The sequence below is a fragment of the Enterococcus sp. AZ079 genome, from assembly GCF_050547255.1.
In the GTDB taxonomy this organism is placed as follows: domain Bacteria; phylum Bacillota; class Bacilli; order Lactobacillales; family Enterococcaceae; genus Enterococcus_D; species Enterococcus_D casseliflavus.
The window spans coordinates 1,689,872-1,716,220 of sequence record NZ_CP172955.1 but is presented as its reverse complement, the minus strand read 5'-3'; the positions used below and the strand labels follow the sequence as shown (position 1 = coordinate 1,716,220).

Here is a 26,349-nt window from a genome sequence, read left to right as displayed (position 1 = left end):
TTAGATGACCCAAGCGACAAATGCAACCATTGAAAAGAACATTGTCCAAACCGCAATAATAGCTGATGCAATAAAAATAATTTTGATTGATAAAGGTTGGACAAATTTTCGAGCATCTTTAGAGAACGCATAGGTGATCGATGAAAAAATCAAGCAGCATAAAATAAAAAACACTGTTAGAACCATAAGCCTCTCCTTTACTGACGCAACGTCAAATGAATAATGTAATTATAACAGACCATGGTTTTTTGGGGAAATAAAAATGATTAAACGAGGGAATTTTTTTGTGGATGTAATCGTTTTATAGGGAAGTGTAAGAAAGGTCAAACCTTGATAGACAGCGAATCTATAAAAATAAGATGTGTTATTTAAGTATTTTTATAAATTTTTCTTTATGAATAAAAGAACAAAAGAAAAAAGCTTGTTGAAAAACGATGGTTTCAACAAGCTTTTAAAGGTCGTTTATGATAATTTTTTAATCCGATAACTTTCAAAGTAATCAGGTTTGCCTCGACCTTGCACATACGCGATCACGCCCATTAAGGCAGCACCAATCGTGTTGGTCAGTAAATCACCCATCGTATCCATCAATGCTTCACGACCGATAAACGGAGTACCATCTAAGGTTGCATAACGTTGGAGGTTCATTCCACCAACAGAATCGCAGATAAACTCCCAAAACTCCCAGAAGATACCACACAAGCCAGCAAAAGCAAAGCCCATCAGTAAGAATAACCAGGGAGAGACGTTTGAAACTTTGACTTCTTTCAGTAGCAGACAGATCAATCCATAGCCGACAGCCGTCAAGACCATTGGGCTTACCGCATGCAAAATTTTATCCCAGAAAGCAATGGTTTCGATCAAATGTAAGATCGTCCCCATAAATACAGAGATCAGCAAGAAAAACCAATAAAAGTAGACGGTGGCGTTTGGTAGCTGGATTTTCAAGAACTTTTTACTCATTTCTGGGACGAAGATCAATAAAATCCCAAGCAAGGCTTGGGCGAGGAAAATCAATCCTTGTGTTTGCGGATAGACACCACGGAAAAATTCCCACAAAGAAAAACAAAACACGAGAATACCAAAAATAGTGAATACCTTTTGCAGTCGCTGATAATTTTGCCCCATTTAGTTGTCCTCCGAAAGATAGTCGGCTAAGCCAGCTAAAAGGGCTGCTTCAGAGGAATAAATTTCCCCGTTTAGCTTGATCAAACCCACCGTATAAAGATTAACATAGTGGAACTGATTTTCCGCAACGGTTTGTAATGCTGCCAGCTTTTGCTGATTGTCGGCACCTTGTTGGCGACTATCCGTATAAAGCCCTAAAACAGGAATGCCTTTTGCATAGGCGACACCGATCTCAGAGGCAACCCCAGCATCGATGGTCAAACCATCCAGCAATGCGATCATCAAATCACTTTCCAGTACTTTTTCGGTATCTGCCAAAGCGATCATTTTGCTATCCGCATAGGCGGATTTTTCATTGATCGCGGCATTTTCTTGAGGTAAATAAATCTCCAGCTGCGGATACTGCTGACGAATCGACGCAACAAGTTCGGCGTTGTAGCGCAGGTCACTAGCAGCAAACAGGGGAGCAGCAAAATATAGTTTCATTCAAAAACACTCCTTAATCATTCATAGTTGTACATTTTGTTGATTCGTTGTTTAGAAATAATCGCTGAAATAGGCTTCCATATCAGGGATGATCGATTCCAGTAATGCCAGTGTTTCTGAATCGGTATTTAGCCGTTCCACACGCTCTAAGTAAGCTGGGCGGCGGTAATTCATCAACAGACAAGACAATGTCTGAATATCCAGCTGGACCGCTTTTCCGATAGCTTCTCTTGAAACCACGATCTCCCCGTGATTGTATTGGACACCGAAGATCCCGTTGTTCCAATCGGCAACTGGGTCGGAAACAACAAAGTGAAAAGGTGTTTGGAAGGCTTCAAATGGGAAGTTTTTCAAAAACTGTTCAACATCGACGATCCGCGCCATGTAATAAGGCTCTATGGTTTCTTTGATTTGGCTATCGTCCAAGTAGAAGGACAGGGGTTCATTTGAATATATGTCTCCTTTGACCCAATAAACCATTGAGAAATGGGCAGAGATAAAATTCCAAAGACCATTGCGGGCTTCTTGATTCAAGTAGAACATTTCCTTTACATGGAAGACTTCTTCGGCTACCCAATAAAAAAGTACACCAGTCGGATGACCACTGGCATTGTAATAAACAGCCGCGGTGCGCTCTTCTTCATTTTCATAGCGCCAATACTCTTCCCAGTGAAAAGAGGTCCGCTGCAAGGCACCATGGTTGTCGCGGGAGAATTGGTTGTAGACAGTAAAGACATCAGGATCATCCACTTCTTTGCGCTCTACGATCCCAGGGACTTCTTTGGTTTTCGGAAGCTGGGTATCACGAATTTTGAAGGTCAGCTTGTCGGACATGATCTCCCAGCCTTTGCGACGATAGTAGGGCACATTATAAGGGTAAAGGTAGGAGATCCATTGCTGATCTTCCCGCATCGTTTCTAAGGCAAGCTTGATCAAGTCTTTCATCAGGCCATGTCCGGCATATTCTGGGTAGGTCCCAACACCGGTCACTCCGCCCATTTTGATCAATTTGCCGTGTATATTGACTTCACAAGGATAAACGGCGATTTGCGAGATCAACTTGTCTTCATTGAACCAGCCAAAGACCTTGGAAAGCTCTAAGATCGGGCGCTTAGATTTGATCATTTCCCGTTTGCTCTCATAGCCGCTTTCTTCAATATCCGATTCAGTGATCTGAAAAACATAGCTTAACAGTTCGTTGAACTGATCAACGTCTTTTTCTTCCACCGCTCGAATATGTAGATTTTGATGAAAATTATTGTCCATTCTTTCAACTCCAATTTATTTGCTAGCTCTAGTATAGCAAAACCTGAATGAATATGTCTAAATAACGGTTAAGAAAAATACTTTATCTATTGGCGTTTCGTTGGTATAATAGAAAAGCTGACTAAAAGAAATGAGGAACGTATCCATGAACATAGAAGAAATGAAAAAACGACAGGAGAAGATTCGTAATTTCTCCATTATCGCCCATATCGACCATGGGAAATCAACATTGGCGGACCGTATTTTGGAACAAACCCATACGGTGACGTCACGAGAAATGCAAAACCAACTATTAGACTCCATGGATCTTGAACGTGAACGAGGAATCACGATCAAATTAAATGCCGTGGAACTTAACTATACCGCCAAAGACGGCGAAACCTACATCTTCCATTTGATCGACACCCCAGGGCACGTCGATTTCACCTATGAAGTTTCCCGCAGTTTGGCTGCTTGTGAAGGCGCCGTGCTCGTCGTTGATGCAGCTCAAGGGATCGAAGCACAGACATTGGCAAACGTCTACTTGGCGTTAGACAATGATTTAGAGATCCTACCAGTCATTAATAAAATAGACTTGCCAGCTGCCGATCCTGAGCGAGTACGAACAGAGATCGAAGATGTGATCGGTATCGATGCCAGTGAAGCTGTTTTAGCAAGTGCCAAAGCAGGTATTGGGATCGAAGACATTTTGGAACAAATTGTTGAGTATGTCCCAGCTCCAGCAGGTGATATTGAAGCACCGCTAAAAGCGTTGATCTTTGACTCCGTGTACGATTCCTATCGTGGGGTGGTCTTAAACGTCCGCATCATGGACGGGATGGTCAAACCTGGAGATAAAATCAAAATGATGAGCAATGGCAAGACCTTTGATGTTACGGAAGTTGGTGTCTTTTCACCAAAAGCCATTCAACGAGATGCGTTGATGGTGGGCGATGTTGGGTATATCACTGCTGCCATCAAGACCGTTAAAGATACCCAAGTCGGGGATACGGTGACATTAGCCAACAATCCAGCAGAAGAAGCCTTAGCTGGTTATCGTCAAATGAATCCGATGGTTTATTGCGGATTGTACCCAATCGATACTTCACGCTACAACGACCTTCGAGAAGCATTGGAAAAATTACAATTGAATGATGCAGCATTGCAATTTGAACCAGAAACCTCTCAAGCATTAGGATTTGGGTTCCGTTGCGGCTTCTTAGGCCTATTACACATGGATGTCGTGCAAGAACGGCTAGAACGTGAATTTAACCTTGAGTTGATTACGACTGCACCATCCGTAATCTATCATGTCAACAAGACAGATGGCTCAATGGTCGTCGTTGATAACCCGGCAGAATTTCCTGAACCAGTCACGATCGAAAACGTACAAGAACCTTACGTCAAAGCACAAATCATGGTGCCTAATGATTACGTCGGTGCTGTAATGGAATTGTCCCAACGCAAACGGGGAGACTTTGTCACAATGGATTACTTGGATGATTATCGTGTAAACGTCGTTTATGAGATCCCACTATCGGAAATCGTCTTTGATTTCTTTGATAAATTGAAATCCAGCACCAAAGGCTACGCATCACTGGATTACGAAATGTCTGGTTACCGCACCAGCAAGCTAGTGAAGATGGACATCTTGCTGAATACTGAAAAAGTCGATGCGTTAAGCTTTATCGTTCACCGTGACTTTGCTTATGAACGCGGTAAAGCCATCGTTGAAAAACTGAAAAAACTGATCCCACGACAACAATTTGAAGTACCGATCCAAGCAGCCATCGGACAAAAAATCGTTGCGCGTTCTGACATCAAAGCCTTGCGTAAAAACGTATTGGCGAAATGTTACGGCGGTGACGTTTCTCGAAAACGCAAACTCCTAGAGAAACAAAAAGAAGGGAAGAAGCGGATGAAACAAATCGGCTCCGTCGAAGTACCGCAAGAAGCCTTCATGGCAGTTCTGAAAATGGATGAGGACGAACCGAAGAAATAATCTGTTTTGACGGATGTCAGTAAGAGGAATAAAATGAAAGTACCTTCGAGAGAAGGTGCTTTTTTTGAATAAAAGGAAAATCTAAAATGACCGAAGGGACATTCATCGGTTGTTTAGTAGATAGTTTCAATCGATTGATGCGTGGCTTTTGATAGATTGAAGATCGGAGATGATTTGCGCATGAAGGCGTTGTATTTTAATGAATTCGGTGATTCAACTGTTTTAACATATGGGGATTTGCCTGATCCCATCATTCACGAAAATGAGCTAATGGTAGAGATGATGTATATTGGGTTGAATTATGCTGATATTTATCGGAGAAAGGGTAACTATCATATTGAATCCCGAGACCCTCTTATTAATGGCTATGAAGGGGTAGGGAGGATTATTCAAAAAGGAACATCTGTCTCCAAGTTTCAGCTAGGGGAAACGATTCTTTTTGTGGATGTTCCTTTTGCTAATGCAGAATTGGTGGCTGTTCCTGAGGAAAATGCTATCCGTATTCCATCAGGTATACCACCTAAATTAGCAGCCAGTATTGGTCTGCAAGGGTTGACAGCTGATTTTTTAGCTCATGATCTTGGCAATAATGTGAATCATAGTAAGGTCTTCGTCCATGGGATAAGTGGTGGCGTCGGACAAATTTTATCGCAATTATTAACCGCAGATGGTCTAGAAGTTTATGGCGTCACTTCTACGGAAGAAAAGCGGCAACTGGCTTTAGACCAAGGAGCAAAACAAGTCTTTTTAAGAAATACAGAATGGCAAGATACCTACGCTTCTTTCTTTGATACCGTTTATGATGGCATTGGGCATACATTAGTCGAAAGTGTCGACTTGCTCAAAAATAGAGGGAAGGTTGTCTTTTTTGGCATGGCCGGCGGAAATCCTCCAGCAATCGACTTTGTTCCCTTGCTATCTAAATCAAAAAGTATTTTGACAGGAGATCTCTGGGATTACTTGACAAGTTTTCAAGAGCGGGAGAGAAGAAGCTCTCGATTGTTTGACTACTTTAGCAAGGATCAAATGAAAATCAGTCAACCAACCATTTTTTCATTAGCTGACGGAAAAGCTGCCCATGATTATCTAGAATCTGGAAAAAGTATCGGGAAAATTCTGCTGCAACCATAAGAAGGTAAAAAACTAGATGTTTTTATTGCAAACGATACACTGAATGTTTGATGTTTCACTAAGGCATTTTTTTATATAATCGATAGTTCTCTTATGATACATCTTTAAGGATAAAAATAAATGTAAAATGAATAGAATATTGCAAAAAAATTATAGTTTCTATCTATTCAGTGAGAATAAGATAAAACTTTGTGATACACAGTACATTTAATTTGAAAATATTTAATTACAGCAGTATGATAAATATATCAAATACTTAAGGAGTGATATCTATGACAAACTATGAAGAAAAGGAAGCAAAAGCATTGGTAAAAATTGCAGAGGTTCTTGATAAGTTAGATGAAAATTTAGCTGAATTAGACACACTAGATGCAGATGCAAAAAAACATAGTATGAAGAAATGGATCGTTGAGAAAAAAGCGATTCATGAAATCAAAAAGATCGCACACGAAGCCGGTAAGTATGAAAAGTACGATGAAAAAGCACTACAAAAAGAAATTGATGAAGTTGAGAAGTATATGTAATTGAAGAATAATAAGAAATTGTCACCATTATTCAGCAATTGAAATCTGAATTGATAAAAGCCAGATTTCAATTGAAGATTTAGAATTGACAATGATCTCAATAAGCCCATGCTCTTATGAGTATGGGCTTATTTGTGTCAGTCACAAGAAGTAACTCTCTGAGAATAGTTGCGTTAAAAAACATGGGCCAAAATTTACTAATTGAAGGAATATTTAAGAAGATGCCAAAATTATTTTTCTTATTTTTGAAACGGTCTCCGCAACAGAGTAATGGGAAATATCAATTTTTCTTGAACGCAATTCAGTATATTTTGGTAACCTATCCAGTGAACGCTGTAAATCAGATAGTGTTCGTTTCCCGGTGGTTATATCTCCTTCAAAGTTTTTCTGCAATTTTTCTGGCGAGGCAATTAATGAGAAGTGTTGCACGTCAATATCTTCCAATGCGATGCCGTTCAAGACTCGATCCACAATTTTTTGCTCATCCATAACCCAGCAAAAATAAATGACGTTGATCATAGAGTTATTGATAAAAGAGTTTAACAGAAAATGGATATTGTTGATCACCATATCCTTATTCTCTTCATTGACGATAAACGGATTCATCATCCAGCACCAATCCCCGTCAAGGTAAATAGACTGCTTTGTTTGTTTGGATAGTTCTTCAGTTATAGTTGATTTACCAATTCCCATCGTACCACTGATCAATATAAGCTTTTTCATCAGACTACCGCCAGCTTTCATATAAAAAGTATTTTTTTCTCAATCCAAAAACGTGTTTAGATTTTTAACTGTGATCCAACCATTCTCTTTCCACAGCCCAATCTCTTCAGAGCAAGCTATTTTTTCACTCGGTTCCTCATGCAAAAACAATTGGATTTTCTGTCCGTACAGTAGTTTTCGAGTCAAAGCAAAGGTTGCTTCCGCAAAACCAGCTGCACCGATATAACCACAGATGCCATTTTTTTCTGTGTTATGCAAATAAAAAATCTCGGCTTTTTCTATGTCTTTATAAAAGTCTACGAATAAGGTTGGAAACTGAGTAGAAAGATCGTCCGTGGCTTTTGGATAATTGATCACCTGATGACCGTTTTCAGTAAGTGTATTCGTCAGTTCTTCAAAATCCTTTTGAAAAGCGATACTTCCAGAAATAATTATTTTTGACATGCTATGGCTCCTTGTCGTTGATTTACTTCATTATATCAGGATGAAGGTGCTAAGCGAGGGAAATTTTAGCTAACTTGTATCGCCAATCTAGTAATGGGAAGGACGAAATTATTGATTGAATTAAATTAATCTATCTATGAGAGACGTGTTTACTTAAAAGAAGACGATTAAAACCACAATACGAAAAAAGTCTGTTTTTTTAATTTTTTCATCGATTTTCTCTATTTTTTTGGGGAAAGGTTTCGTTTATTCTATACTTGTAAACGATCTCAAAGTGTTTAGATGGGGATTATTAGAATGATTTTTAGAATGTTGTCCTATTTTTTCTAAGAGCGAATTGACTATCAAGTTATAGATAGAATATTAGTTACAGTACAGTAGTTGGATTTTCATTAGAGTTAAAATAATGAAAGAAAAAGATGAAACGGGTGATTACATGGAAACAACATTTTTCATTTCGAAAAATACTTCTGTCACGTCAAAACAGCTGGAAAATGAAGTGATTGGACATGCTTGCAAGATCTTGCAGCGTGACATTTTAACCGTTGTGACAGACACGAGGAAGGCAAATGAAATCGAATTGGTTTTACTTGATGGAAAAAATGAAACGGATGCTTTTCATATACTTTTCGTATCGCCAGATAAAGTAAAAGTGTGTGCTGAAACACCGCTAGGATTAATGTATGGGGTTCTTGAAATCTCTCATAAAATTTTAGGTGTTCAACCCTTTTGGTATTTCATGGAGATTCCCCCAATAAAAAAGCCATTTATTGAATGGACAGGTTTTGACTTAACATTGCCTGATTTTTCAACGGACTATCGGGGCTGGTTCGTTAATGATGAGTTGCTACTGGATCAATGGGAAGATAATGGTTCAAATGAATATGTATGGGAACGTATTTATGAAACATTGTTACGTTTAGGCGGAAATGTCATCATCCCTGGAACAGATAAGAACAGTCATAGACATCGAGAAAGTGCGCAAGCGATGGGGTTGATCTATACACATCATCATGCCGAGCCACTAGGCGCTGAGATGTTTGCTAGAAGGTATCCTGGTTTGAAGGCTTCATACGAAGAACATTTTGCGTTGTTTCAGGAATTATGGAAAAAAGCCTTACACGAGCAAAAAGGTACCAAGGTTATCTACACACTTGGTTTTCGCGGACAAGGGGATTGTCCTTTCTGGGCAGAAGATCTTGACCGACAGTGGTCAGCAGCAGAAAAAGCAGCAGTGATCAACGAAGTCGTCCATCTGCAATATCATATGGTTAAAGAAGTCGATCCTCATGCAGTATGTTCAATGAACATTTATGGGGAGATGACGGAATTATTTAATCTTGGCTTACTTGAGCTTCCGGATGATGTGATTGAGATTTGGGCGGATAATGGTTATGGCAAAATGGTTTCTCGTAGACAAGAAAATCACGATCCACGAGATGAGGTGCTAACAAACACATCAAAACCAAATCAATCAAGAGGAATCTATTATCATGTTGCCTTTCATGATTTACAAGCATCTAATTTCTTGACGATCTTGCCTAATAGCCCAGAATTTGTTTCTAGAGAGTTAATGGCGGTTAGAGAAGTCAAGATGGATAAGTTTGTCTTAGTCAATACAGGCAACATAAAACCGCATATTTTGTTCTTACAAGAAATAGCGAATTTCTGGCGAGCAGATTATCAGTTACGAACCAATCAAGAGATAATTTCAGAGCATGTAACACAATATTATCAAAATCAGCAAGAAGAGATCCAAGCTGTCTATGAAGCTTACTTTGAAGCGATTATTCGCTATGGAACACATGAGGATCAAACCGCTGGGGACGAGTTTGCCTGTTATTTGATTCGAAAAATTATTCAATCTTGGCTCAAGCAAGAAACAAAAATTCCGAGGATAGAATGGTTGACGGGTGATCGGAAAATCAAGGAGCAAGTCACAGAAATTTTCTCTATGGTAGGAGAAAAGATAGCAGCCTGGGAGAATCTATTGCTGAGATGCCAGCAGATTACATCATCCCTTCAGGATAAACGTGCGCAAAATGCTCGCTTTTTTAATGATATTTACCTCTCAGTAGCCGTTCAATGCAAAACATTAAAAGCACTGCTCCATTTGTTAGACGCTTATCAGATGCTTGATCGGGAAGAAATGGTCTTTGTATTTGTAAAAGTTTTCGATGCGTTAGAAGAAATCCATCAACTAATTCAAATACTAAAGGAAAATCCAAGTGATACATGGTATGATTTTTATGAAAATGATGGCTATACCAACCTAACATTGACAAAAGAGATGATCAAAAGTCTGTTGTCTTACATTCGTATCATTGGCGATGGTCCAGATCAAGATCAATGGGAGAGAAAATATATTATGGATCCCACTGAATCAAGAGTTATGTTGCTTTCAAATACTAAAAAAGCGTTGACGGATGAAAAGTTAGCAAGAAAAATCAGAGTAAGTTTTAGAAAAATTCCTAAATAATATTAATTTGAGATGAAACGCCATTCAAAAGTTAGACTAAATATCTTACTTTTGAATGGCGTTTCATTTAGTATGCAGTTTTTATTAGAATTCATTAAGCGTATCGTCCAATTCTAGCACCATATTATACCAAGCAACACCAGCATGTTTTGATTCTGACAGTCCTTCTAGTTGATAGCCCTGCTTTTCGTAATATGGAATCAATGATTCTAAACAAGTTAAGGTGATTCCTTTTCTGTATTGAAGACGACATTGTTCTTTTAGGGCTGACAGTAGTTTGCTACCAATCTGACAGTTTCTATAATCAGGAGCGACAGCTAAGCTCAGAATACTTTGGTAGCCACCAAAAGGCTGATTAGGAAAAGTACTTTCAAAGAGATCGTCAGAGAGATAACGTTTAGAAATAATGGGCCCTACAACGTAACCGATCGGACAATCCTTTTCATTTATAGCAACAATAAAACTGTCACTTATTGTATGTATTCGATCCATCATCGATGTTTTGGATGCTGCTTCATCAACTGTAAATCCTGCATTTTCAATCTGCATGATTTGATCAATATCATCTTCTTTTGGTGGTCTGAAGAAAATGTTCATTCAATCACTCCTATCTTTATTCAAAAATAGTTTATCACAGAATGATATATATCGTTTATATTTGATGACGATAAAAATTTATAGACTTAAAATTTCTAGTACAGAATCGTTGTCATACTTTCATTCAAATGAAACAAAAATAAGAATTAGTTGTTGTTAACTGAATGGGTTTTTATAAGAAAAAGTCAAATTAATGATAATAAATCGCAATTCTTCATTTTATTCTAACAAAATGACAATTTTCTTAGGTATTCATCACAAATCTATCACATTTCCAAGCTAAAGTTTGTTATTATCTGAAAATTTTCATCATTCAGATAAAAGCTTCTTCATTATGAGCAAATTTTTTATAGTTAGTTGATAGAAAACAGGACGAGCGTATGTGTTTTCGATCCAAGTTACACGCCAATGCGTCTAATTTCTATATTTGCTGGTATGAAGAAGAGCGCAAAAAAAAATCCTTAAGTTACAGGGGACGAAATGGAGGATAACATGAAAAAAAGGAAAACAAGCTGGGCTCTCGTATTGTTAACAAGTCTGATGGTATTAGGTGCTTGTGGCAGTGGAGGCCAAGACCCAACAGATAGTTCGGGAGGGAATGTGTCAGGGGGAGCTAGTTCTGATCCTAATGTATTAGTGGTCGCATCAGGTGCGGATCCAGTGACATTAGATATCCATCAAACGAACGACCAAGCAACTACCAGGGTAGCAAGACAGATTTACGAAACACTGATCAAACAGACGAACGATCTTGAGTTAGTGCCAGGGTTAGCAACAGAGTGGGAAGAAATTGAAGAGAACCTTTATGAGTTCAAGTTGCGAGAAGATGTTGTCTTTCATAATGGGGAAGCGATGACAGCTTCTGATGTTGCCTACACCCTTCGACGGGCGGTTGACTCACCTTCGATCAGTCATATCATTGGTTCGATCGATCCTGATACGATCGAAGTGATCGATGATCATACGATCCATATCGGGACAAATGGTGCCTTCGGGCCTTTCTTGACTCATTTAGCACATCCTGCGGTTGGAATTTTGAGTGAGAAAGCTGTGGAAGAAGCTGGTGAAGATTATGGTATCAGCAGCGTTGTGGGAACGGGTCCCTTTGAATTTGTTGAATGGGCAACCGGTAGTCACGTGACGTTAGATCGATTTGACGATCACTGGGATGAGCCAGCGGGAATGGAAAGAATTGAGTTTCGGACAATTACAGATTCAAGTGTTCGTTTGATTGAACTAGAGTCAGGAACCGTCGATATTGTTTAAGATATCGCTCCTTCTGATAATGAAAAGGTTGAAGAAAACGATGAATTGACTTTATTAGCGACAGAAAATTTAGGAACGGAATACTTAGGTTTCAACGTTCGAAATGATACACCATTGCAAGAAGTAGGGGTACGTCGCGCGATTGCCCATGCTATCGATGTCGAATCGATTATCCAAACGGTTCATATGGGGATCGGGACTCAAATGAGTGGACCGATCAACGAATTGGTTTTTGGATATAATGAAAACTTGGAAGCTACTCCTTATGACGTTGAATTAGCAAAAGAACTATTAGCAGAAGCTGGTTATCCAGATGGCGGGTTCTCCCTTTCGTTGTATGTCGGTGATAACAATCAAGAACGAATCCGTGTCTCGCAGGTTGTTTCCGCTGCTTTAGAAGAATTAGGTATCACTGTTGAGGTCAACCAAATGGAGTGGGGAGCATTTTTAGATGCTGCAGCAGCTGGTGAACCAGATATGTTCTTACTAGGTTGGACAACGATCACAACAGATGCTGACTATGGATTGTATCCACTGTTCCATTCAAGTAGCTTTGGCGAAGCTGGAAATCGTACGTTCTATCATAATGAACGGGTAGATGAATTACTTGATGCAGCTCGTAGCACTTCTGACCAAGAGGAACGCTTGGCCTATTATCATGAGGCGCAAGAGATTATCAATGATGAGATGCCATGGGTTTACTTACAAACCAGAGAAAATGTTTCAGGTATCCGCAACTGGGTGCAAGGGTTCGAACATCATCCAACTGGAAGTTACTTCTTAGATACGGTGTCAAAAAACTAAATTGGATTGAGAGTATAAAATAAAGAGCCGCAATGGCTCTTTATTTTGAGGAGATGAATAGATGTTCCAATATATTGTAAAACGAATTCTGTGGTTGTTTCCTATCCTGCTAGGCGTCTCTTTTATTGTATTTACGATTATGTATCTATCACCTGGAGACCCTGTAACGATGGTGTTGGGGGAAGGAGCGACTCCTGAACAATATGAGGCCATGCGTGTGCAAATGGGGCTTGACCGTAGTTTTATCGAACAATTTTTTCATTATATAAAAAATGTTGTCGTCGAATTTGATCTTGGGAGATCGTATGTTTCTGGCCGGGTGGTCATGGATGAAATCCTAGTCCGTTTGCCCAACACAATCAAATTATCAGTATGGAGTGTGTTATTTGCCTCGCTGATTGGTATTCCACTGGGAGTGATCTCTGCTTCGAGACCTTATTCCAAGGTTGATAATTTCGTGATGTTTCTTTCACTAGTTGGGGTTTCTATGCCAACCTTTTGGCAGGCACTCCTTTTAATTATTCTTTTTACTTCTACCCTGGGCTGGTTGCCAGCATCTGGTTTTGATACTTGGCAGCAAATGATCATGCCAGTATTTGCATTGGCTTCCTCGTCAATTGGCACGATCGCCCGGATCACAAGGTCGAGTATGATGGACGTTTTAGACCAAGATTATATTCGCACGGCAAAAGCCAAAGGAGTAAATGGTTCAAAGGTGACGTTCCATCATGCCTTAAGAAATGCCTTGATTCCCGTAGTGACAGTCATTGGTTTGCAGTTTGGGGCTTTATTAGGTGGGGCTGTATTGACCGAAACTGTTTTTAGTATCAATGGGATCGGGACATTGATGGTGAATGCGATCCGTACAAGAGACACAATGATCGTCCAAGGCGGCGTTTTATTTATTGCATTTATTTTTACGATGGTTAATCTATGTGTCGATATTCTCTATGCATATATCGATCCGCGAATTAAAACCTCATATGATTAAGGGAGGAACTCATGTTTTCTAGAAAAAAGGCCATAGCGAAAACGCAAGCACTTGCAGGCGTACCAGAAGGATCGAAACAAGAGATTTGGCTTTCCTTAAAAGCAAATCGCCGAGCAATGTTTGGGTTACTATTTATCACGTTACTGACGATTACTGCGATTTTTGCAGACTTTATAGCTCCCTATGGTATGAGGGAGCAAAATCTAGCCAATGCATTGCAATTTCCAAGTCGTTCTCATTGGTTTGGGACAGATGACTTGGGACGTGACGTATTGTCTCGTTTGATTTACGGCACGAGAATATCGCTTACTGTAGGCGTTTGTGCGGTGTTACTGGCACTCTTTTTTGGTGGCATCTTAGGTGTCTTATCCGGTTATTTCAGAGGGTGGATCGATACGCTGATTATGCGTTTTTGTGACATCTTACTATCCATCCCTTCCATTTTGTTGGCAATCGCCATCGTGGCTTCTTTGGGATCCAGTCTGCCGAACATGATCTTGGCGATCGGGTTGGCGAATATCCCCATTTTTGCTCGTATTATTCGGGCAAGTGTGATGGCGGTCAAAGAGAAGCAATTTATTGAAGCTGGAAAAGCGCTGGGCGCAAATAATGGATTGCTGATTTTTAAACACATCTTGCCAAATATCCTTTCACCAGTCATTGTGCATTCATCAATGGGCGTTGCCACAGCAATTTTATCTGCTGTTGGCTTAGGATTTATTGGCTTAGGTATGGAGGCTTCCGTTGCGGAATGGGGAACGATGTTAAATTTTGGACGAGGCTATATCCGAACACATCCCTACCTGACGATTTATCCAGGGATCGCGATCATGTTGACCATTTTATCCTTCAATTTGATCGGTGACGGAATCCGAGATGCCATCGATCCGAAGATGAGAGAGAGGTAAGCAGTTATGGACACGATCATGCGCGTCAAGAATCTACAAAAGTATTTTCCTGTGAAGAAGAAAAACTTTTTTGGGGTGGGAAAAGACTATGTGAAAGCAAATAAAGATCTTACGATCGATATCTATGAAGGAGAAACATTAGGCATCGTCGGTGAAAGTGGCTGTGGAAAATCGACCTTTGGACGCACGATTATTCAGCTCCAACGACAAACCGGAGGCTCGACCCTTTACTATGGAGAGACGATCGAAGATTTCATGCCTCGTTACGTAAAAAAAGTCTATCAACAACTGCCACAAAAGATGAAACAGTTTACTGATTCTGTCAATGAGCTCCAGTCGATCGAATCAAAACTCGCTACCGATTCAGCTGCTGATGTAGAAGCAACAACGGAACGGTTGCGTCTAAAGAAAATCGCTTTTGAAAATGAATATGGCAATACCCTACGATTAGTCGGAGGCTTGATTTTGCATGATGATCTACAAAAGGTCAGTAAGCTTCTTTCGTCTCGTTACGAAGCTGCAGCAAAAGTTGCCGCTAGTAAGCGAGCGTTAACGTTTAATCAGCAAAAACAAGCGATGAATGGGGCAGTGGATCAAACAGAACTCATAAACTTGGAAAAAACGATCGCTGAACAACAAAATGATTTAGCAGCTATTGATAAGCAAGTCGCACAACTAAAAAATGAAGTCATGAACAAAAAAGACTTTTCATACTACGAAGAGCAGCTTGATTCTGGCATCGATCTAGCTGCTTTGACTCAAAAGGAATCAAGAGTTTTACGAAAAGACCTGCAAATTATCTTTCAGGACCCTTACTCCTCACTAGATCCACGGTTAACAGTGGGTGATATTATTGGAGAAGGTTTGTTGATACACAAATTTTTTGCTAGTAAAAAGGACCCAAACTATGAAACCTATATTCTTGATATCATGGAAAAATGCGGGTTAAAGAAAGAATTTATTCATCGCTATCCGCATCAATTTTCTGGTGGACAACGACAACGAATCGGGATTGCTCGTGCCTTAGCTTTAAAGCCCAAATTCATTGTTTGCGATGAAGCTGTTTCAGCGTTAGATGTTTCGATTCAGTCACAGATCATCAATTTGCTTCATGATTTGCGGGAAGAACTCAATTTGACTTACTTGTTTATCACCCATGATCTTGGAGTCGTAAAATTTATTTCTGATCGGATCGGTGTGATGTATTTTGGGCATCTTGTAGAATTAGCTTCAGCTGAGACGATTTTTTCTAACCCGATCCATCCGTACACACGGCAATTATTAAATGCCATTCCAACGCTAGACGAAGAGTATCGCCCATGGGCTCTTGATGAAACCCATCCTGATTTGGCATTCAACTATTCAAAAGAAACTGATGCTGATCCAGATTGGGTAGAAGTCGAGCCGAATCATTTTGTGAAGTGTACGCGAAAATAGTTTTTTTAGAACATAGGAATTGAAACATGGTTGATGAGTCAATCACTCGAACCATAAGCATGATACGATTGGTTTAATGTGAAAAAATCAAAAGGAGGTCCAGATGGATTTACTAGAAGTTGATAATCTGCATACGTATTTTGATACGAAACGGGGCACTGTCAAAGCTGTCAAAGGCGTTACTTTTTCATTAAAAAGAGGGAAGACATTAGGAATTGTTGGAGAAAGTGGGAGTGGCAAAAGTCAAACAGCCATGTCGATCCTTCAACTTTTTCAGCGAAATCAGTATATAGCGGAAGGGCAGATCCGTTTTGATGGAAAAAATATCCTCGAATTAAGCAAAAAAGAGCTTTTAAAAATTCGTGGAAATGATATTTCAATGATCTTTCAAGAGCCTATGACAAGTTTGAATCCGGTATTTACAATCAAAGCACAACTGACAGAAGCCTTGAAACTTCATCAGCACGTCGACAATAAGACGGCGACTTTACGGGCATATGAGCTGTTAGAAGCTGTCAAGATCACAGATCCTAAACGAGTAGCCAAGCAATATCCTCATCAGTTATCTGGAGGAATGAGTCAGCGAGTAATGATCGCAATGGCATTAGCCTGCAATCCGAAGCTATTGATTGCCGATGAACCGACTACCGCACTCGATGTGATCATCCAAGCAGAAATCCTTAAGTTAATGAATGAGTTAAAAGACAAGCTGGATACAAGTATTTTATTTATTACCCATGATTTGGGTGTCATTAGTAAAATGGCCGATGATGTGATCGTGATGCATGGGGGAAAAATCGTCGAGAGTGCCCCAATCAATGAGATATTCAAAAATGCTTACCATCCGTACACAAGGCGCTTACTTGCTGCATTTTTAAGAACCGACATTCGAAACAAGAAAACAGCGCCTGATGACTTTTACAGTAAGGAAAACAATGTCTTTGATTTCACCACATTTAAAACAGAAGAAACAGCGGACCCGGATTGGGTTCAGGTGGGAACAAATCATTTTGTCGCTGCTAATTTGAGAAAAATCGATAACTAAATGAAAAAGTCGTAAAACAAAGCTTTGTTTACGACTTTTTTCAGTATGCTGGGAAGGAAGACTTTTTGTGAGGAAGTTGTGAGAAAGATGTAAAAAATAGGGGAAGGTTTGCTCAAGAGCCTTGCCTTAAAGTCCACTTCAAGAATTATACTGGAACTACCATTTTTGGTGGGAATAGAAGGGAGCAATTCAATGAATGACGAGCCAGACATTGGTACAACGGAAACAAGTACTAGTGACACCGTTACGCAACAAATGATAGAAACAGGGATTGATGGGGAGGCCGATATTTTGATCGCCTATTTCACAAGACCAGAAAATTTAGAGCATGAACCAGCGGTTGAAGCAGTTTCTGGAAGTAGTTTTAATGTAATCGATGACACCTTAGTAGGAGATGTCCAGGTGATAGCAGAAATGATCGCTGAACAGACCGGTGGTGCGTTGTTCTCGATTCAAACAGAAGTAGGTTACCCTAACGTTTACGATGAACATACAGCTTTAGCGACTAGAGAGGTGGAAGAAGATGCCCGACCAACGTTGAAGGCTGACGTTGCCCAAATGACTGAAGTGGATGTTCTCTTTATCGGCTTTCCCGTTTGGTGGAATCGTGCCCCAAGAGCCGTTTTAACATTTCTTGAAACCTATGATCTTACGGATAAACAAATCATTCCTTTTGCAACCCATGGGGGAAGTGGACTGACCAATAGTCAAAACGAACTTCAAACGTTGTATCCAGCGTATGACTTTCTTGAAGGCTTTGCAACAAGAGCGGGAAGTGTTGAAGACGCTGAACCTGAAGTATTAGAGTGGCTAAATCAGATGGGATTATAAAAAGAGCAGCAATAAAGAATAAAAGAATTTCTTTAATTATAGAGGGAGCCTTGTTTAAAGGCTTCTTCTTTGTTTTATTTTTCTATGAGACTGTTAGACGTCTATTTGAGATATATGATATGATTAATCTAATGATTTAGCGTAAAAGCAAAGAACCTTATTTTCAGCTATAATACTCGTCGATTCAATAAAAATTTTTAATCAATTGCTGTCTTAATTTAGGTAAATTAAATATTATTCCATTTAGCTAAAATTGCGTACATAAAGATTGTTTTAGGGGGACTAAAAGTGGCTGTATTAAAATATGAAAAAATCAAACAAGATATTCTTCGAGATATTGAAGCTGGTAAATTTAAACCGGGGGACCGTATCTATTCAGAGGGAGACTTGAAAGCAAAATATGGGGTAAGTAATACAACCGTCATCAAAGTGATGAATGATCTAGTTGCACAAGGTTATCTCATTCGGAGACAAGGCGAAGGAACATTTGTACGAAAAAACATTCTAAATAAACGTGTTTTCTTTAGTGAAAATACACGCCCCTTGACTAATGATAAAAAAGAACCAATATCTGAAAAGACTGTCGTGGAAGCGGTAGATCTCATTCAACCAATAACGAATTCAGATATAGCAAAGATTTTACATGCTCCTTCGTTTGAAGAAACAAGGGTACCGTTTTTAAAACTAAGTCAAGTTGCATTTATTAATAATAAGCCGTGGAAACTTCAATTTAGATATGCACATATCACTGGACCGACTGATATTCCAATCGCTCAGCTGAAAAAGGGGTTGTCATTTACTAAAGTGCTAGAAGATTTAAACCAAATACCAGAATCAGAGAAAATGACAATCTCTGTATCTGACTTTGAATCGATCATAGATAATTTATCAGAGAAAGATCAGAAAATAATGAAAAGCTATTTTAAGAATAATCGACCAGCAGCTTTGTTTGTGAGGAATCGAATTGTTTATGATCGTTTTGAAAATGCTATTGAATATGATCAGGCATTTATTCATCCTGATTACTATAGTATTGATATTATTAATTAGTTAACAACTATATTTCAAAAGCATATAACTGACGTTATGTGCTTTTTTTTATTCCATTAAAGCAAAAAAAAAAACTTGAAAACGCTTGCATCGAAAGTGAGAATGTTATATACTGCAACCAGATAACACGTTAACGCTATAAGTTGCGAATGGAGGAAAAACATGCTTTCTAAAAGAATTGAACCTTTAAAGGATAATTATCAAAAACTAGAAGTATTAGAATTAAGTACGAAAGAAATTGATCAAGCGATTAATCAGTGTTTACAGAAAATTGATCAAAATATGGCTATATTTGGAGAGAAATTTCCTGCACCTGCCACTAAAAACCAAAATTACCAAGTTATTGATAACACAGAATGGACGACGGCTTTTTGGACAGGCATTTTATGGCTCGCATATGATATTACCAGGGAAAATAAGTATAAGGATTTAGCAGAAAAGCATATGGAAAGCTTTTCCAGAAGATTGTCTCAAAATATAGAAATCAATCATCATGATCTAGGTTTTCTTTATACTCTTTCGTGTGTCAGTTGTTACAAAATCACAGGCAACTCCCAAGCTAGAGAACTTTCCATTAGCGCAGCTGACAAACTCGTTGAGCGATTTCAAAATAAAGGGAAATTTATACAAGCTTGGGGAGATTTGGATGACTCTAATGAATTTCGTTTAATTGTTGACTGTCTCTTAAATCTACCATTATTGCATTGGTCATATGAGGAGACTGGTGACGATATCTATAAAGCTGTGGCAGAGAAACATTATGAGACCACCATTAAATATGCGATTCGAGAAAATGCTTCAGCTTTTCATACTTATTATTTCGATCCCACAACAGGTCAGCCCCTATATGGTAAAACGAAGCAAGGATTCTCTGACGACTCCAGTTGGGCACGCGGCCAAAGTTGGTTGATTTATGGAATAGCATTAAATCAGCATTATTGTAGAAAGGAGGAAAATGTAAAACTTTATGAAGCTGTAACGAATTACTTTTTAAATCGTTTGCCTAGTGATCTAATCTGTTATTGGGATTTGATTTTTGAAGAGGGATCTGATCAACCTCGGGATACCTCTGCTAATGCAATAACCCTTTGTGGGATGAATGAAATGGAAAAATATCTAGCGGATAACCATCCTATGAAAAAAATGTATCACAACATCCAACAAGTTATGCTAAGAAACTTAATGAACCGTTACACAGAAAAAAAGGGCACAGGAGCTGTAGCGCTCATCAATGAGGGGGTCTATTCCTGGCATTCCGGAAAGGGTGTGAATGAAGGGAATATTTGGGGGGATTACTTCTATATGGAAGCACTGGTAAGACATAAAAAAAACTGGCAATTATTTTGGTAAAAAGACTAAAGGAGGGAATCAAATGGCGAAACCAAATATTAAAATGACACGAATTGATGAACGCTTGATACATGGTCAAGGTCAAATGTGGATCAAATCATTGGGTGTCAACTTATGTATCGTAGCTAACGATCAAGCCGCAAATGATCCATTTCAACAACAATTAATGAAAGCAGTGGCACAAAATGTGAGTATGCGATTTTTCACGATTCAACAAACATGCGAAATCATTCATAAAGCCTCGCCTAAGCAAATGATTTTTATCGTTGTGGCTAATCCGCAGGATGCACTGGCACTTGTCAAAGGAGGTGTACCAATAGAACAAATCAATGTTGGGAACATTCACAATGCAGTAGGAAAAACGAAAATATCCAACTATATTTTTATCGGTGAAGAAGATAAAAGAGCGTTAAAAGAATTAAAGGATGCATTCCAAATCAAGTTTGATACCCGTACCTCGCCGATGGCTCCAGACGTTGATTCATTGAAACAACTCATGTCTCATCTTGAAAACGAATAGGAGAGAATAAAATGAATATATCAATTATGCAAGCTTTTTTACTGGCACTTATGGCAGGCGTTTGTTATTCGGGTCTATTGCTAGGCATTTTTACAAATCGTTGCATTGTCCTTTCCTTTTTTGTAGGGTTGATTCTTGGTGATGTTCAAACTGGATTAATGATGGGTGCCATTGGTGAACTTGCTTTTATGGGATTTGGCGTTGGCGCTGGGGGAACGGTCCCACCTAATCCTTTAGGTCCAGGAGTGGTGGGGACCATAATGGCTATAACTTTAAAAGATCAAGGGGTCACACCTGAAAGTGCCTTGGCATTATCTTATCCATTTGCAGTATTATTTCAAATTTGCCAGACACTCATTTATACAGTATGTGCTGGTTCATCCGAAGCTGCAAGAGTTGCGGTAGAAAATGGCCGTTTCAAACGCTTTAAATGGTTTGCACATACAACTTTCATTAGTTTTTTCTTTGTGGGATTCTTTATTGCATTACTTTCTGCTTTAAGTATGGAGCCTCTTAGAAAATTTGTCGAAATGATTCCGAATGAATTGGTTCAAGCACTGACTGTTGCTGGAGGCTTACTACCCGCAATCGGTTTTGCAATGATTCTATCGGTCATGGTTTCCAAAGACGTTATTCCTTACGTGATCTTAGGCTACATTTGTATTGCATATTTAGATTTACCTGTTATGGCGATTGCATTAGTAGGAGCAGTATTTGCAATGATCGATTACTATAATCAAGAAAAAAGACAAGAACTTTCAATGACTTTCGCTCAACAAGGAGGAATCGAAGAAGATGGAATCTAAAGAACAAAAACTAACGAAAAACGATTATTTTGTAGCAACTATGCGCTCATACTTTCTCCAAAATGGCTTCAACTATAACACGTACCAAGGAACGGGTTATGCAAATATTATTTTTCCGGGATTAAAAAAAATCTACAAAGATGATCAGGAAGCATTGAAAAAAGCAACTATTGATAACTTGGAATTTTATAATGTAAATCCTCAGACAGTCCCCTTTGTTACTAGCTTACAACTAGCAATGCTTGATCACGGGGAAGATGTATCAAAAATTAGAAGTATAAAAATGGCATTAATGGGTCCATTGGCAGGAATTGGGGATGCAATATCTCAATTTGGTGTAGCACCGTTATTTTCAACGATTTTTGCTAGCATGGCGATTGCGGGTATTACTGCTAGTCCAATCATGTTTTTGGTTTGTATGATTGGCTTTAATCTGTTTCTTAAGTGTCTTTTAGGCTGGCTGGGTTATCGAATGGGCACAAGTGCGATTGAAATGCTCAGCCAAAAAATCAACCAAATCTCTCGGGCAGCGAATATTGTAGGAGTCACAGTTATCTCTGGTTTAGCGGTGAGCTTCGTAAAAGCTGAAATGGCGATCGAGTACGCAACAACAATTGAAGGCGAACAACAAGTAGTAGCGCTCCAAACTGTTTTTGATCAAATTTTGCCTCGGCTTTTGCCTGGGTTAGTTACGATTATGGTTTATTATCTAATTAAAAAGAAGAATTGGAATGTTTACAAGCTGCTCATTCTATTGTTTGTTTTGGGTATTTTAGGGTCGCTGTCAGGTATCCTTGGATGACTTTTCATGTAGTTATTAGACCATAGTTCTATCAATTTAATAGTTATTCAGTTTTTATTCAACTCAATGACAGTTTCTTTATGTATATGATGACAAGAAGCCTCCGCCTAATGCAGAAAGGAAAAATATGAAAATACTTGCTTTATTTCTGTTCCTGACTCATTCGCTTATACTACCAATCACTGTTCACAGCACAACGATTGAACATAATTTATTATTGAACGGGAACTTTTCACAACAATCTGAGAATACGAATGGATGGCATGATTCAATTGGAGCAAATCACTGGCGCCTTTGGTTCCCTTCAGATATCCGTCCAAAAGTGAGAGTAACAGAAGAAAACAGCATTGAAATTTCTTCCAATCAAGTCAGTCGTGCAGCAGTTTTTCAAGAAGGTATACCTGTTCTTCCAAATACAGAATATCGCGCAATTGTCGAGGTGAAAGCCACAGATATTTCTAATGCACTTGGTGGAAGAATAAGGGTTCAGTACATGGAAAATGGAACTCAGATATCTCTTTACTCTAGTGAAGCTGTTTCAGGAACTTCGGGATGGGAAAGCCTTGCAGTTACTTTTACGACTGGAGCAGATACGGAACAAGTAAAATTGGAGCTTTTTTTTGATAATACCTCGGGATTAATTGAATACAGAAATGCACGTTTGTATGATCGCATATATGAAGAAATTCAAGAGATTATCATTTCTCAAGAAGAGCTGCATTTGCAAATTGGTGAACGCCAGTTAATCGAGCTGGAAACTTACCCCGAAGATTTCCCTCGGAAAAACCTATCTTTTTCTTCAAGTGATCCAAAGGTAGCTCAAGTAAATGAGCGGGGGTATGTTACTGGTGTAGCATCAGGGACCAGTGAGATCATTATTAGCGATAAAAATGAGACTATTCAAGTAAGTATCCCCATTTTCGTTACAAAAGATAGACATGATAATGTACATCTTACATTAGATCAAATGCATATCATACCTCTCTTCCAACCACTTGAAGAATTAGACGTTTTTGTGGAAAACCAAGATTTATTAGAGGTCTTTGATGGGATTATTCTGCCTAAAAAGGAGGGAACAACACGAATAAAAATAACCAATAAAAGTGGTGAGCTGATCGTTCTCGTTAATGTATCGATTGATAAAGGTGACCACAACAAATTTGATGACATGAGAACAAAGTGGCACGAAATGATTCTTGGAGCTAACTATTTTGATTCTGATGATTCGTTAATGATTGATAAGCAAAGATCAATGGATAGAACAGCCAACCTATTATGGGAAACATTGAATAAAGATGAAGATAAAGAGGATTTGTGGGATGAACAATCTGAATTGACAGCATCAGCTAATTTAACAACTAGTTTTAGAAATTTAACGACTTTAGCTCTGGCAGCAACCAATCCTTATTCAGAATATTATCTCAACAGAAATTTATTAGAGGATGTCTTTTCGGGATTAGAATGGATGTACATTTATAAGTATAATCTCTCTGTCCAAACGTATGGAAACTGGTGGGATTGGGAAATTGGTGTTCCTCGAGCTATCAATGACTTGGTTACTACTTTACATCCTTTTTTATCACAAGAACAGATTGGCGATTTTTTAAGACCGATTGACCGCTTTTTGCCAGACGTCAATTATAATAGGTATAGTGTAAATCCAGAACTTGCACTTGAAGCAACTGGAGCTAATCAAGTGGATAACACCCGAATAATACTAATTAAAAGCATCTTGGAAGAAAAGGATTCTGGTGTTAGTGAAGCGATAAGCGCATTAGAAAAAGTTTATCCTTTTGTAACCGAGGGTGATGGCTTTTATACTGATGGTTCGTTTTTACAACATGACAACGTTCCTTATATTGGTTCATATGGAAATGTTCTTCTTGATGGTATCTCACAGATATTCACAATGACTCAGTCAACAGACTATTTTCCAGATGATAGTATAGTTAAAGTGATAGATTTCTGGATTCAAGAATCAATCGTCCCGTTCATGTATAAAGGAAATATGATGGATATGGTCAGAGGAAGAGCTATCTCAAGGAGCCAAATGGAGAGCAATGTTGCTGGAGCTGAAATGACAAAAGCGATGATTCGTTTTGCGAGTATTCCAGAACTATCGAACAGCGAAAGATATTTTCATTTTGCTAAGCATTGGATAGAGGCAAATAGTGCGAATTTTGACTACTTAAATAGTTTATCAAGCTTTAGAGATATTTCACTAGCAAAAACAATATTATCTAATCCTGATATAGCCTCCGATAGTCCTTACACAACAAAACTTACAAATTTTGCGAATATGGATCGAATGACCTATTTTAATAAAGATTTTGATTTTAGTTTTGGGTTAAGTATGTCCTCTAGTAGAATCAAACGATATGAAACAATGAATAATGAAAACCTTCAAGGATGGCATACGGGCGATGGAATGCTTTATCTATATAATGATGATCTAAATCAATTTAATCAAGACTTTTGGGCGACAGTTGATCCCTATAGATTGCCAGGTATTACTGTGGATAAGCAAATTCGACTTAATCAAAGCGGTTATAGTGTAGCGGAAACAGACTTCGTGGGAGGTTCCACTGTTGATGATCGTTATGGTAGTTTTGTCATGGATTTTATCAATTATGAAAGAACGTTGACAGCTCAAAAGTCATGGTTCATCCTTGGTGACGAGCTTGTTGCTATCGGAAGTAATATAAACTTTCAAAATGACCGTATCATTGAAACAGTTATAGAGAACAGAAAGCTAAATGAGACGATTGATTACAGATTATTTGTGAATAATGAACAGATTGATTTATCAAATGGACAACAAAGCTTTTCTAATGTTGAAAGTGTTTATTTGGAGGCTTCTGATCCGCAACAATCTATCGGATATAAATTTATCAACCCTCAAGATTTAACTTTGATGATTGAAGAACGTACAGATAGTTGGAATCGTATCAATGGATCAGGGAGCATTGACCCGATTACGAGAAGCTACTTTACAATGTGGAAAACGCATACCCATCAAGAAGATGGGTACAACTATGCTATCTATCCTAATAGGGACAGAACTGAATTCGAAAAAATTGAACCTGCTAAAATATTGCGCAATGATAAAAACATTCATGCAGTACAGTCAAATAATGTAATTGGTATTAATGTCTACAATGAGACCGAAGTCGAAATCCTTGATATGAAATTTCAAACCCCAATGGCACTTACACGAGTGGACAGCGATGAAATGATTATACTTTCACATTCAGATCCTACAATGAAGCGTGCTCAAAAGGATCTGATTCATCTCAAAGACGATGGTTATCGTATTAAAGAAGCAGATAGTAATATTTCAGCGAAAAAAGTCACTTCTCTAGATGGAATGTATTATTGGGAGATTGAAATTGATACAACCGATTCAAACGGACAAAATAGCCAGATTTTATTTAACAAAGATTAAAGAAAACAATTGATGATTGTATAATCTCTTTTCAAACTTAGCTTTCTCCATAGAAGGACTGTATTGCCAGTCCTTTTTTGTCAATTAACAATTAAAACTAGGTTTCTTTTAGTTCTTTCGATAAATATTCTTATTTCGGATAAGAAAGGTAGATCATGACCAAAGAGATGACTAAAAGAATCACACCAATAACCGACAATGGCAGTACAGGACCATTCCACGGACGTTTATTCAGCAACGCACGCACTCTAAAGATGAATCCCGCAAGTCCGAGTAAAGCGATCGCTACACAAAATAAAATAATTGATAAATTTAACATCATATTCCTCCAAATC

23 protein-coding genes and 1 pseudogene are annotated in these 26,349 nt (G+C 38.6%); 16 read left to right on the top strand and 8 right to left on the bottom strand.

Annotated features, from left to right (window positions below):
* The 4 genes from IGJ15_RS08280 to IGJ15_RS08265 form a co-directional block, all read right to left on the bottom strand.
* Positions 1-186 (bottom strand): hypothetical protein, encoded by a 186-nt coding sequence (locus IGJ15_RS08280; protein WP_005226019.1) that lies wholly within the window; start codon positions 184-186, stop codon positions 1-3.
* Positions 187-462: 276 nt separating this feature from the next.
* The gene (locus IGJ15_RS08275) at positions 463-1,128 is read right to left on the bottom strand and encodes a hypothetical protein (RefSeq protein WP_005226020.1); all 666 of its coding nucleotides are present in this window, start codon (positions 1,126-1,128) and stop codon (positions 463-465) included.
* Positions 1,129-1,614, bottom strand: a complete 486-nt coding sequence (locus IGJ15_RS08270; RefSeq protein ID WP_430599450.1) for a nucleoside 2-deoxyribosyltransferase — start codon at positions 1,612-1,614, stop codon at positions 1,129-1,131.
* Positions 1,615-1,665: 51 nt separating this feature from the next.
* The gene (locus IGJ15_RS08265) at positions 1,666-2,880 is read right to left on the bottom strand and encodes a GNAT family N-acetyltransferase (protein WP_005226022.1); all 1,215 of its coding nucleotides are present in this window, start codon (positions 2,878-2,880) and stop codon (positions 1,666-1,668) included.
* 145 nt (positions 2,881-3,025) lie between these two features.
* Between IGJ15_RS08265 and lepA the strand changes: the two genes are divergently transcribed.
* The 3 genes from lepA (at position 3,026) to IGJ15_RS08250 (ending at position 6,516) form a co-directional block, all read left to right on the top strand.
* The gene (gene lepA / locus IGJ15_RS08260; protein WP_005226023.1) at positions 3,026-4,861 is read left to right on the top strand and encodes a translation elongation factor 4; all 1,836 of its coding nucleotides are present in this window, start codon (positions 3,026-3,028) and stop codon (positions 4,859-4,861) included.
* 180 nt (positions 4,862-5,041) lie between these two features.
* Complete coding sequence (locus IGJ15_RS08255; RefSeq protein WP_333719143.1) at positions 5,042-5,992, top strand: zinc-binding dehydrogenase; 951 nt, start codon at positions 5,042-5,044, stop codon at positions 5,990-5,992.
* Positions 5,993-6,264: 272 nt separating this feature from the next.
* Positions 6,265-6,516 (top strand): hypothetical protein, encoded by a 252-nt coding sequence (locus IGJ15_RS08250; RefSeq protein ID WP_015509648.1) that lies wholly within the window; start codon positions 6,265-6,267, stop codon positions 6,514-6,516.
* 213 nt (positions 6,517-6,729) lie between these two features.
* Here IGJ15_RS08250 and IGJ15_RS08245 read toward each other — a convergent pair whose 3' ends face one another.
* A complete protein-coding gene (locus tag IGJ15_RS08245) occupies positions 6,730-7,239 on the bottom strand; it encodes an AAA family ATPase (RefSeq protein WP_201689075.1) in 510 nt (169 codons plus the stop codon).
* 39 nt (positions 7,240-7,278) lie between these two features.
* Positions 7,279-7,683 (bottom strand): hypothetical protein, encoded by a 405-nt coding sequence (locus IGJ15_RS08240; RefSeq protein ID WP_201689077.1) that lies wholly within the window; start codon positions 7,681-7,683, stop codon positions 7,279-7,281.
* A gap of 406 nt (positions 7,684-8,089) precedes the next feature.
* Between IGJ15_RS08240 and IGJ15_RS08235 the strand changes: the two genes are divergently transcribed.
* A complete protein-coding gene (locus tag IGJ15_RS08235; RefSeq protein ID WP_430599449.1) occupies positions 8,090-10,162 on the top strand; it encodes a glycosyl hydrolase 115 family protein in 2,073 nt (690 codons plus the stop codon).
* Between the two features lie 84 nt (positions 10,163-10,246).
* Here IGJ15_RS08235 and IGJ15_RS08230 read toward each other — a convergent pair whose 3' ends face one another.
* Positions 10,247-10,759 carry a GNAT family N-acetyltransferase gene (locus IGJ15_RS08230; protein WP_167823243.1) on the bottom strand — a complete coding sequence of 171 codons (513 nt, stop codon included), beginning with the start codon at positions 10,757-10,759 and terminating at the stop codon, positions 10,247-10,249.
* Positions 10,760-11,239: 480 nt separating this feature from the next.
* Here IGJ15_RS08230 and IGJ15_RS08225 point away from each other — a divergent pair.
* From IGJ15_RS08225 to IGJ15_RS08170, 12 genes and pseudogenes are all read left to right on the top strand, one after another.
* A pseudogene (locus tag IGJ15_RS08225) lies at positions 11,240-12,829 on the top strand (ABC transporter substrate-binding protein).
* A 61-nt stretch (positions 12,830-12,890) separates the two neighbouring features.
* Complete coding sequence (locus tag IGJ15_RS08220) at positions 12,891-13,820, top strand: ABC transporter permease (RefSeq protein ID WP_015509667.1); 930 nt, start codon at positions 12,891-12,893, stop codon at positions 13,818-13,820.
* Positions 13,821-13,831: 11 nt separating this feature from the next.
* Positions 13,832-14,728 (top strand): ABC transporter permease, encoded by an 897-nt coding sequence (locus tag IGJ15_RS08215; protein WP_060791898.1) that lies wholly within the window; start codon positions 13,832-13,834, stop codon positions 14,726-14,728.
* Positions 14,729-14,734: 6 nt separating this feature from the next.
* A complete protein-coding gene (locus tag IGJ15_RS08210) occupies positions 14,735-16,165 on the top strand; it encodes an ATP-binding cassette domain-containing protein (protein ID WP_333719146.1) in 1,431 nt (476 codons plus the stop codon).
* Positions 16,166-16,268: 103 nt separating this feature from the next.
* Positions 16,269-17,210 carry an ABC transporter ATP-binding protein gene (locus tag IGJ15_RS08205; RefSeq protein ID WP_060791900.1) on the top strand — a complete coding sequence of 314 codons (942 nt, stop codon included), beginning with the start codon at positions 16,269-16,271 and terminating at the stop codon, positions 17,208-17,210.
* Between the two features lie 192 nt (positions 17,211-17,402).
* Positions 17,403-18,041, top strand: a complete 639-nt coding sequence (locus IGJ15_RS08200) for a flavodoxin (protein WP_277346411.1) — start codon at positions 17,403-17,405, stop codon at positions 18,039-18,041.
* A 288-nt stretch (positions 18,042-18,329) separates the two neighbouring features.
* The gene (locus IGJ15_RS08195; RefSeq protein ID WP_142968413.1) at positions 18,330-19,091 is read left to right on the top strand and encodes a GntR family transcriptional regulator; all 762 of its coding nucleotides are present in this window, start codon (positions 18,330-18,332) and stop codon (positions 19,089-19,091) included.
* Between the two features lie 162 nt (positions 19,092-19,253).
* A complete protein-coding gene (locus tag IGJ15_RS08190; protein ID WP_142968414.1) occupies positions 19,254-20,441 on the top strand; it encodes a glycoside hydrolase family 88 protein in 1,188 nt (395 codons plus the stop codon).
* A gap of 22 nt (positions 20,442-20,463) precedes the next feature.
* Positions 20,464-20,961, top strand: coding sequence for a PTS sugar transporter subunit IIB (locus IGJ15_RS08185; protein ID WP_142968415.1), 498 nt, complete (start codon positions 20,464-20,466; stop codon positions 20,959-20,961).
* An 11-nt stretch (positions 20,962-20,972) separates the two neighbouring features.
* Positions 20,973-21,767 carry a PTS mannose/fructose/sorbose/N-acetylgalactosamine transporter subunit IIC gene (locus IGJ15_RS08180; RefSeq protein WP_016611815.1) on the top strand — a complete coding sequence of 265 codons (795 nt, stop codon included), beginning with the start codon at positions 20,973-20,975 and terminating at the stop codon, positions 21,765-21,767.
* Positions 21,757-22,569 (top strand): PTS system mannose/fructose/sorbose family transporter subunit IID, encoded by an 813-nt coding sequence (locus IGJ15_RS08175; protein WP_142968416.1) that lies wholly within the window; start codon positions 21,757-21,759, stop codon positions 22,567-22,569. The genes IGJ15_RS08180 and IGJ15_RS08175 overlap by 11 nt, the downstream gene beginning before the upstream one ends.
* A 127-nt stretch (positions 22,570-22,696) precedes the next feature.
* Positions 22,697-26,014 carry a polysaccharide lyase family 8 super-sandwich domain-containing protein gene (locus IGJ15_RS08170; protein ID WP_430599447.1) on the top strand — a complete coding sequence of 1,106 codons (3,318 nt, stop codon included), beginning with the start codon at positions 22,697-22,699 and terminating at the stop codon, positions 26,012-26,014.
* Between the two features lie 130 nt (positions 26,015-26,144).
* Here IGJ15_RS08170 and IGJ15_RS08165 read toward each other — a convergent pair whose 3' ends face one another.
* Positions 26,145-26,333 carry a hypothetical protein gene (locus IGJ15_RS08165; protein WP_142968418.1) on the bottom strand — a complete coding sequence of 63 codons (189 nt, stop codon included), beginning with the start codon at positions 26,331-26,333 and terminating at the stop codon, positions 26,145-26,147.
* Between the last annotated feature and the right edge of the window lie 16 nt (positions 26,334-26,349).

Bases quoted from the DNA above. Each gene is read 5' to 3' on its own strand.
- IGJ15_RS08280 (WP_005226019.1), bottom strand. From the start codon at position 186: ATGGTTCTAACAGTGTTTTTTATTTTATGCTGCTTGATTTTTTCATCG.
- IGJ15_RS08275 (WP_005226020.1), bottom strand. From the start codon at position 1,128: ATGGGGCAAAATTATCAGCGACTGCAAAAGGTATTCACTATTTTTGGT.
- IGJ15_RS08270 (WP_430599450.1), bottom strand. From the start codon at position 1,614: ATGAAACTATATTTTGCTGCTCCCCTGTTTGCTGCTAGTGACCTGCGC.
- IGJ15_RS08265 (WP_005226022.1), bottom strand. From the start codon at position 2,880: ATGGACAATAATTTTCATCAAAATCTACATATTCGAGCGGTGGAAGAA.
- lepA (WP_005226023.1), top strand. From the start codon at position 3,026: ATGAACATAGAAGAAATGAAAAAACGACAGGAGAAGATTCGTAATTTC.
- IGJ15_RS08255 (WP_333719143.1), top strand. From the start codon at position 5,042: ATGAAGGCGTTGTATTTTAATGAATTCGGTGATTCAACTGTTTTAACA.
- IGJ15_RS08250 (WP_015509648.1), top strand. From the start codon at position 6,265: ATGACAAACTATGAAGAAAAGGAAGCAAAAGCATTGGTAAAAATTGCA.
- IGJ15_RS08245 (WP_201689075.1), bottom strand. From the start codon at position 7,239: ATGAAAAAGCTTATATTGATCAGTGGTACGATGGGAATTGGTAAATCA.
- IGJ15_RS08240 (WP_201689077.1), bottom strand. From the start codon at position 7,683: ATGTCAAAAATAATTATTTCTGGAAGTATCGCTTTTCAAAAGGATTTT.
- IGJ15_RS08235 (WP_430599449.1), top strand. From the start codon at position 8,090: ATGAAAGAAAAAGATGAAACGGGTGATTACATGGAAACAACATTTTTC.
- IGJ15_RS08230 (WP_167823243.1), bottom strand. From the start codon at position 10,759: ATGAACATTTTCTTCAGACCACCAAAAGAAGATGATATTGATCAAATC.
- IGJ15_RS08220 (WP_015509667.1), top strand. From the start codon at position 12,891: ATGTTCCAATATATTGTAAAACGAATTCTGTGGTTGTTTCCTATCCTG.
- IGJ15_RS08215 (WP_060791898.1), top strand. From the start codon at position 13,832: ATGTTTTCTAGAAAAAAGGCCATAGCGAAAACGCAAGCACTTGCAGGC.
- IGJ15_RS08210 (WP_333719146.1), top strand. From the start codon at position 14,735: ATGGACACGATCATGCGCGTCAAGAATCTACAAAAGTATTTTCCTGTG.
- IGJ15_RS08205 (WP_060791900.1), top strand. From the start codon at position 16,269: ATGGATTTACTAGAAGTTGATAATCTGCATACGTATTTTGATACGAAA.
- IGJ15_RS08200 (WP_277346411.1), top strand. From the start codon at position 17,403: ATGAATGACGAGCCAGACATTGGTACAACGGAAACAAGTACTAGTGAC.
- IGJ15_RS08190 (WP_142968414.1), top strand. From the start codon at position 19,254: ATGCTTTCTAAAAGAATTGAACCTTTAAAGGATAATTATCAAAAACTA.
- IGJ15_RS08185 (WP_142968415.1), top strand. From the start codon at position 20,464: ATGGCGAAACCAAATATTAAAATGACACGAATTGATGAACGCTTGATA.
- IGJ15_RS08180 (WP_016611815.1), top strand. From the start codon at position 20,973: ATGAATATATCAATTATGCAAGCTTTTTTACTGGCACTTATGGCAGGC.
- IGJ15_RS08175 (WP_142968416.1), top strand. From the start codon at position 21,757: ATGGAATCTAAAGAACAAAAACTAACGAAAAACGATTATTTTGTAGCA.
- IGJ15_RS08170 (WP_430599447.1), top strand. From the start codon at position 22,697: ATGAAAATACTTGCTTTATTTCTGTTCCTGACTCATTCGCTTATACTA.
- IGJ15_RS08165 (WP_142968418.1), bottom strand. From the start codon at position 26,333: ATGTTAAATTTATCAATTATTTTATTTTGTGTAGCGATCGCTTTACTC.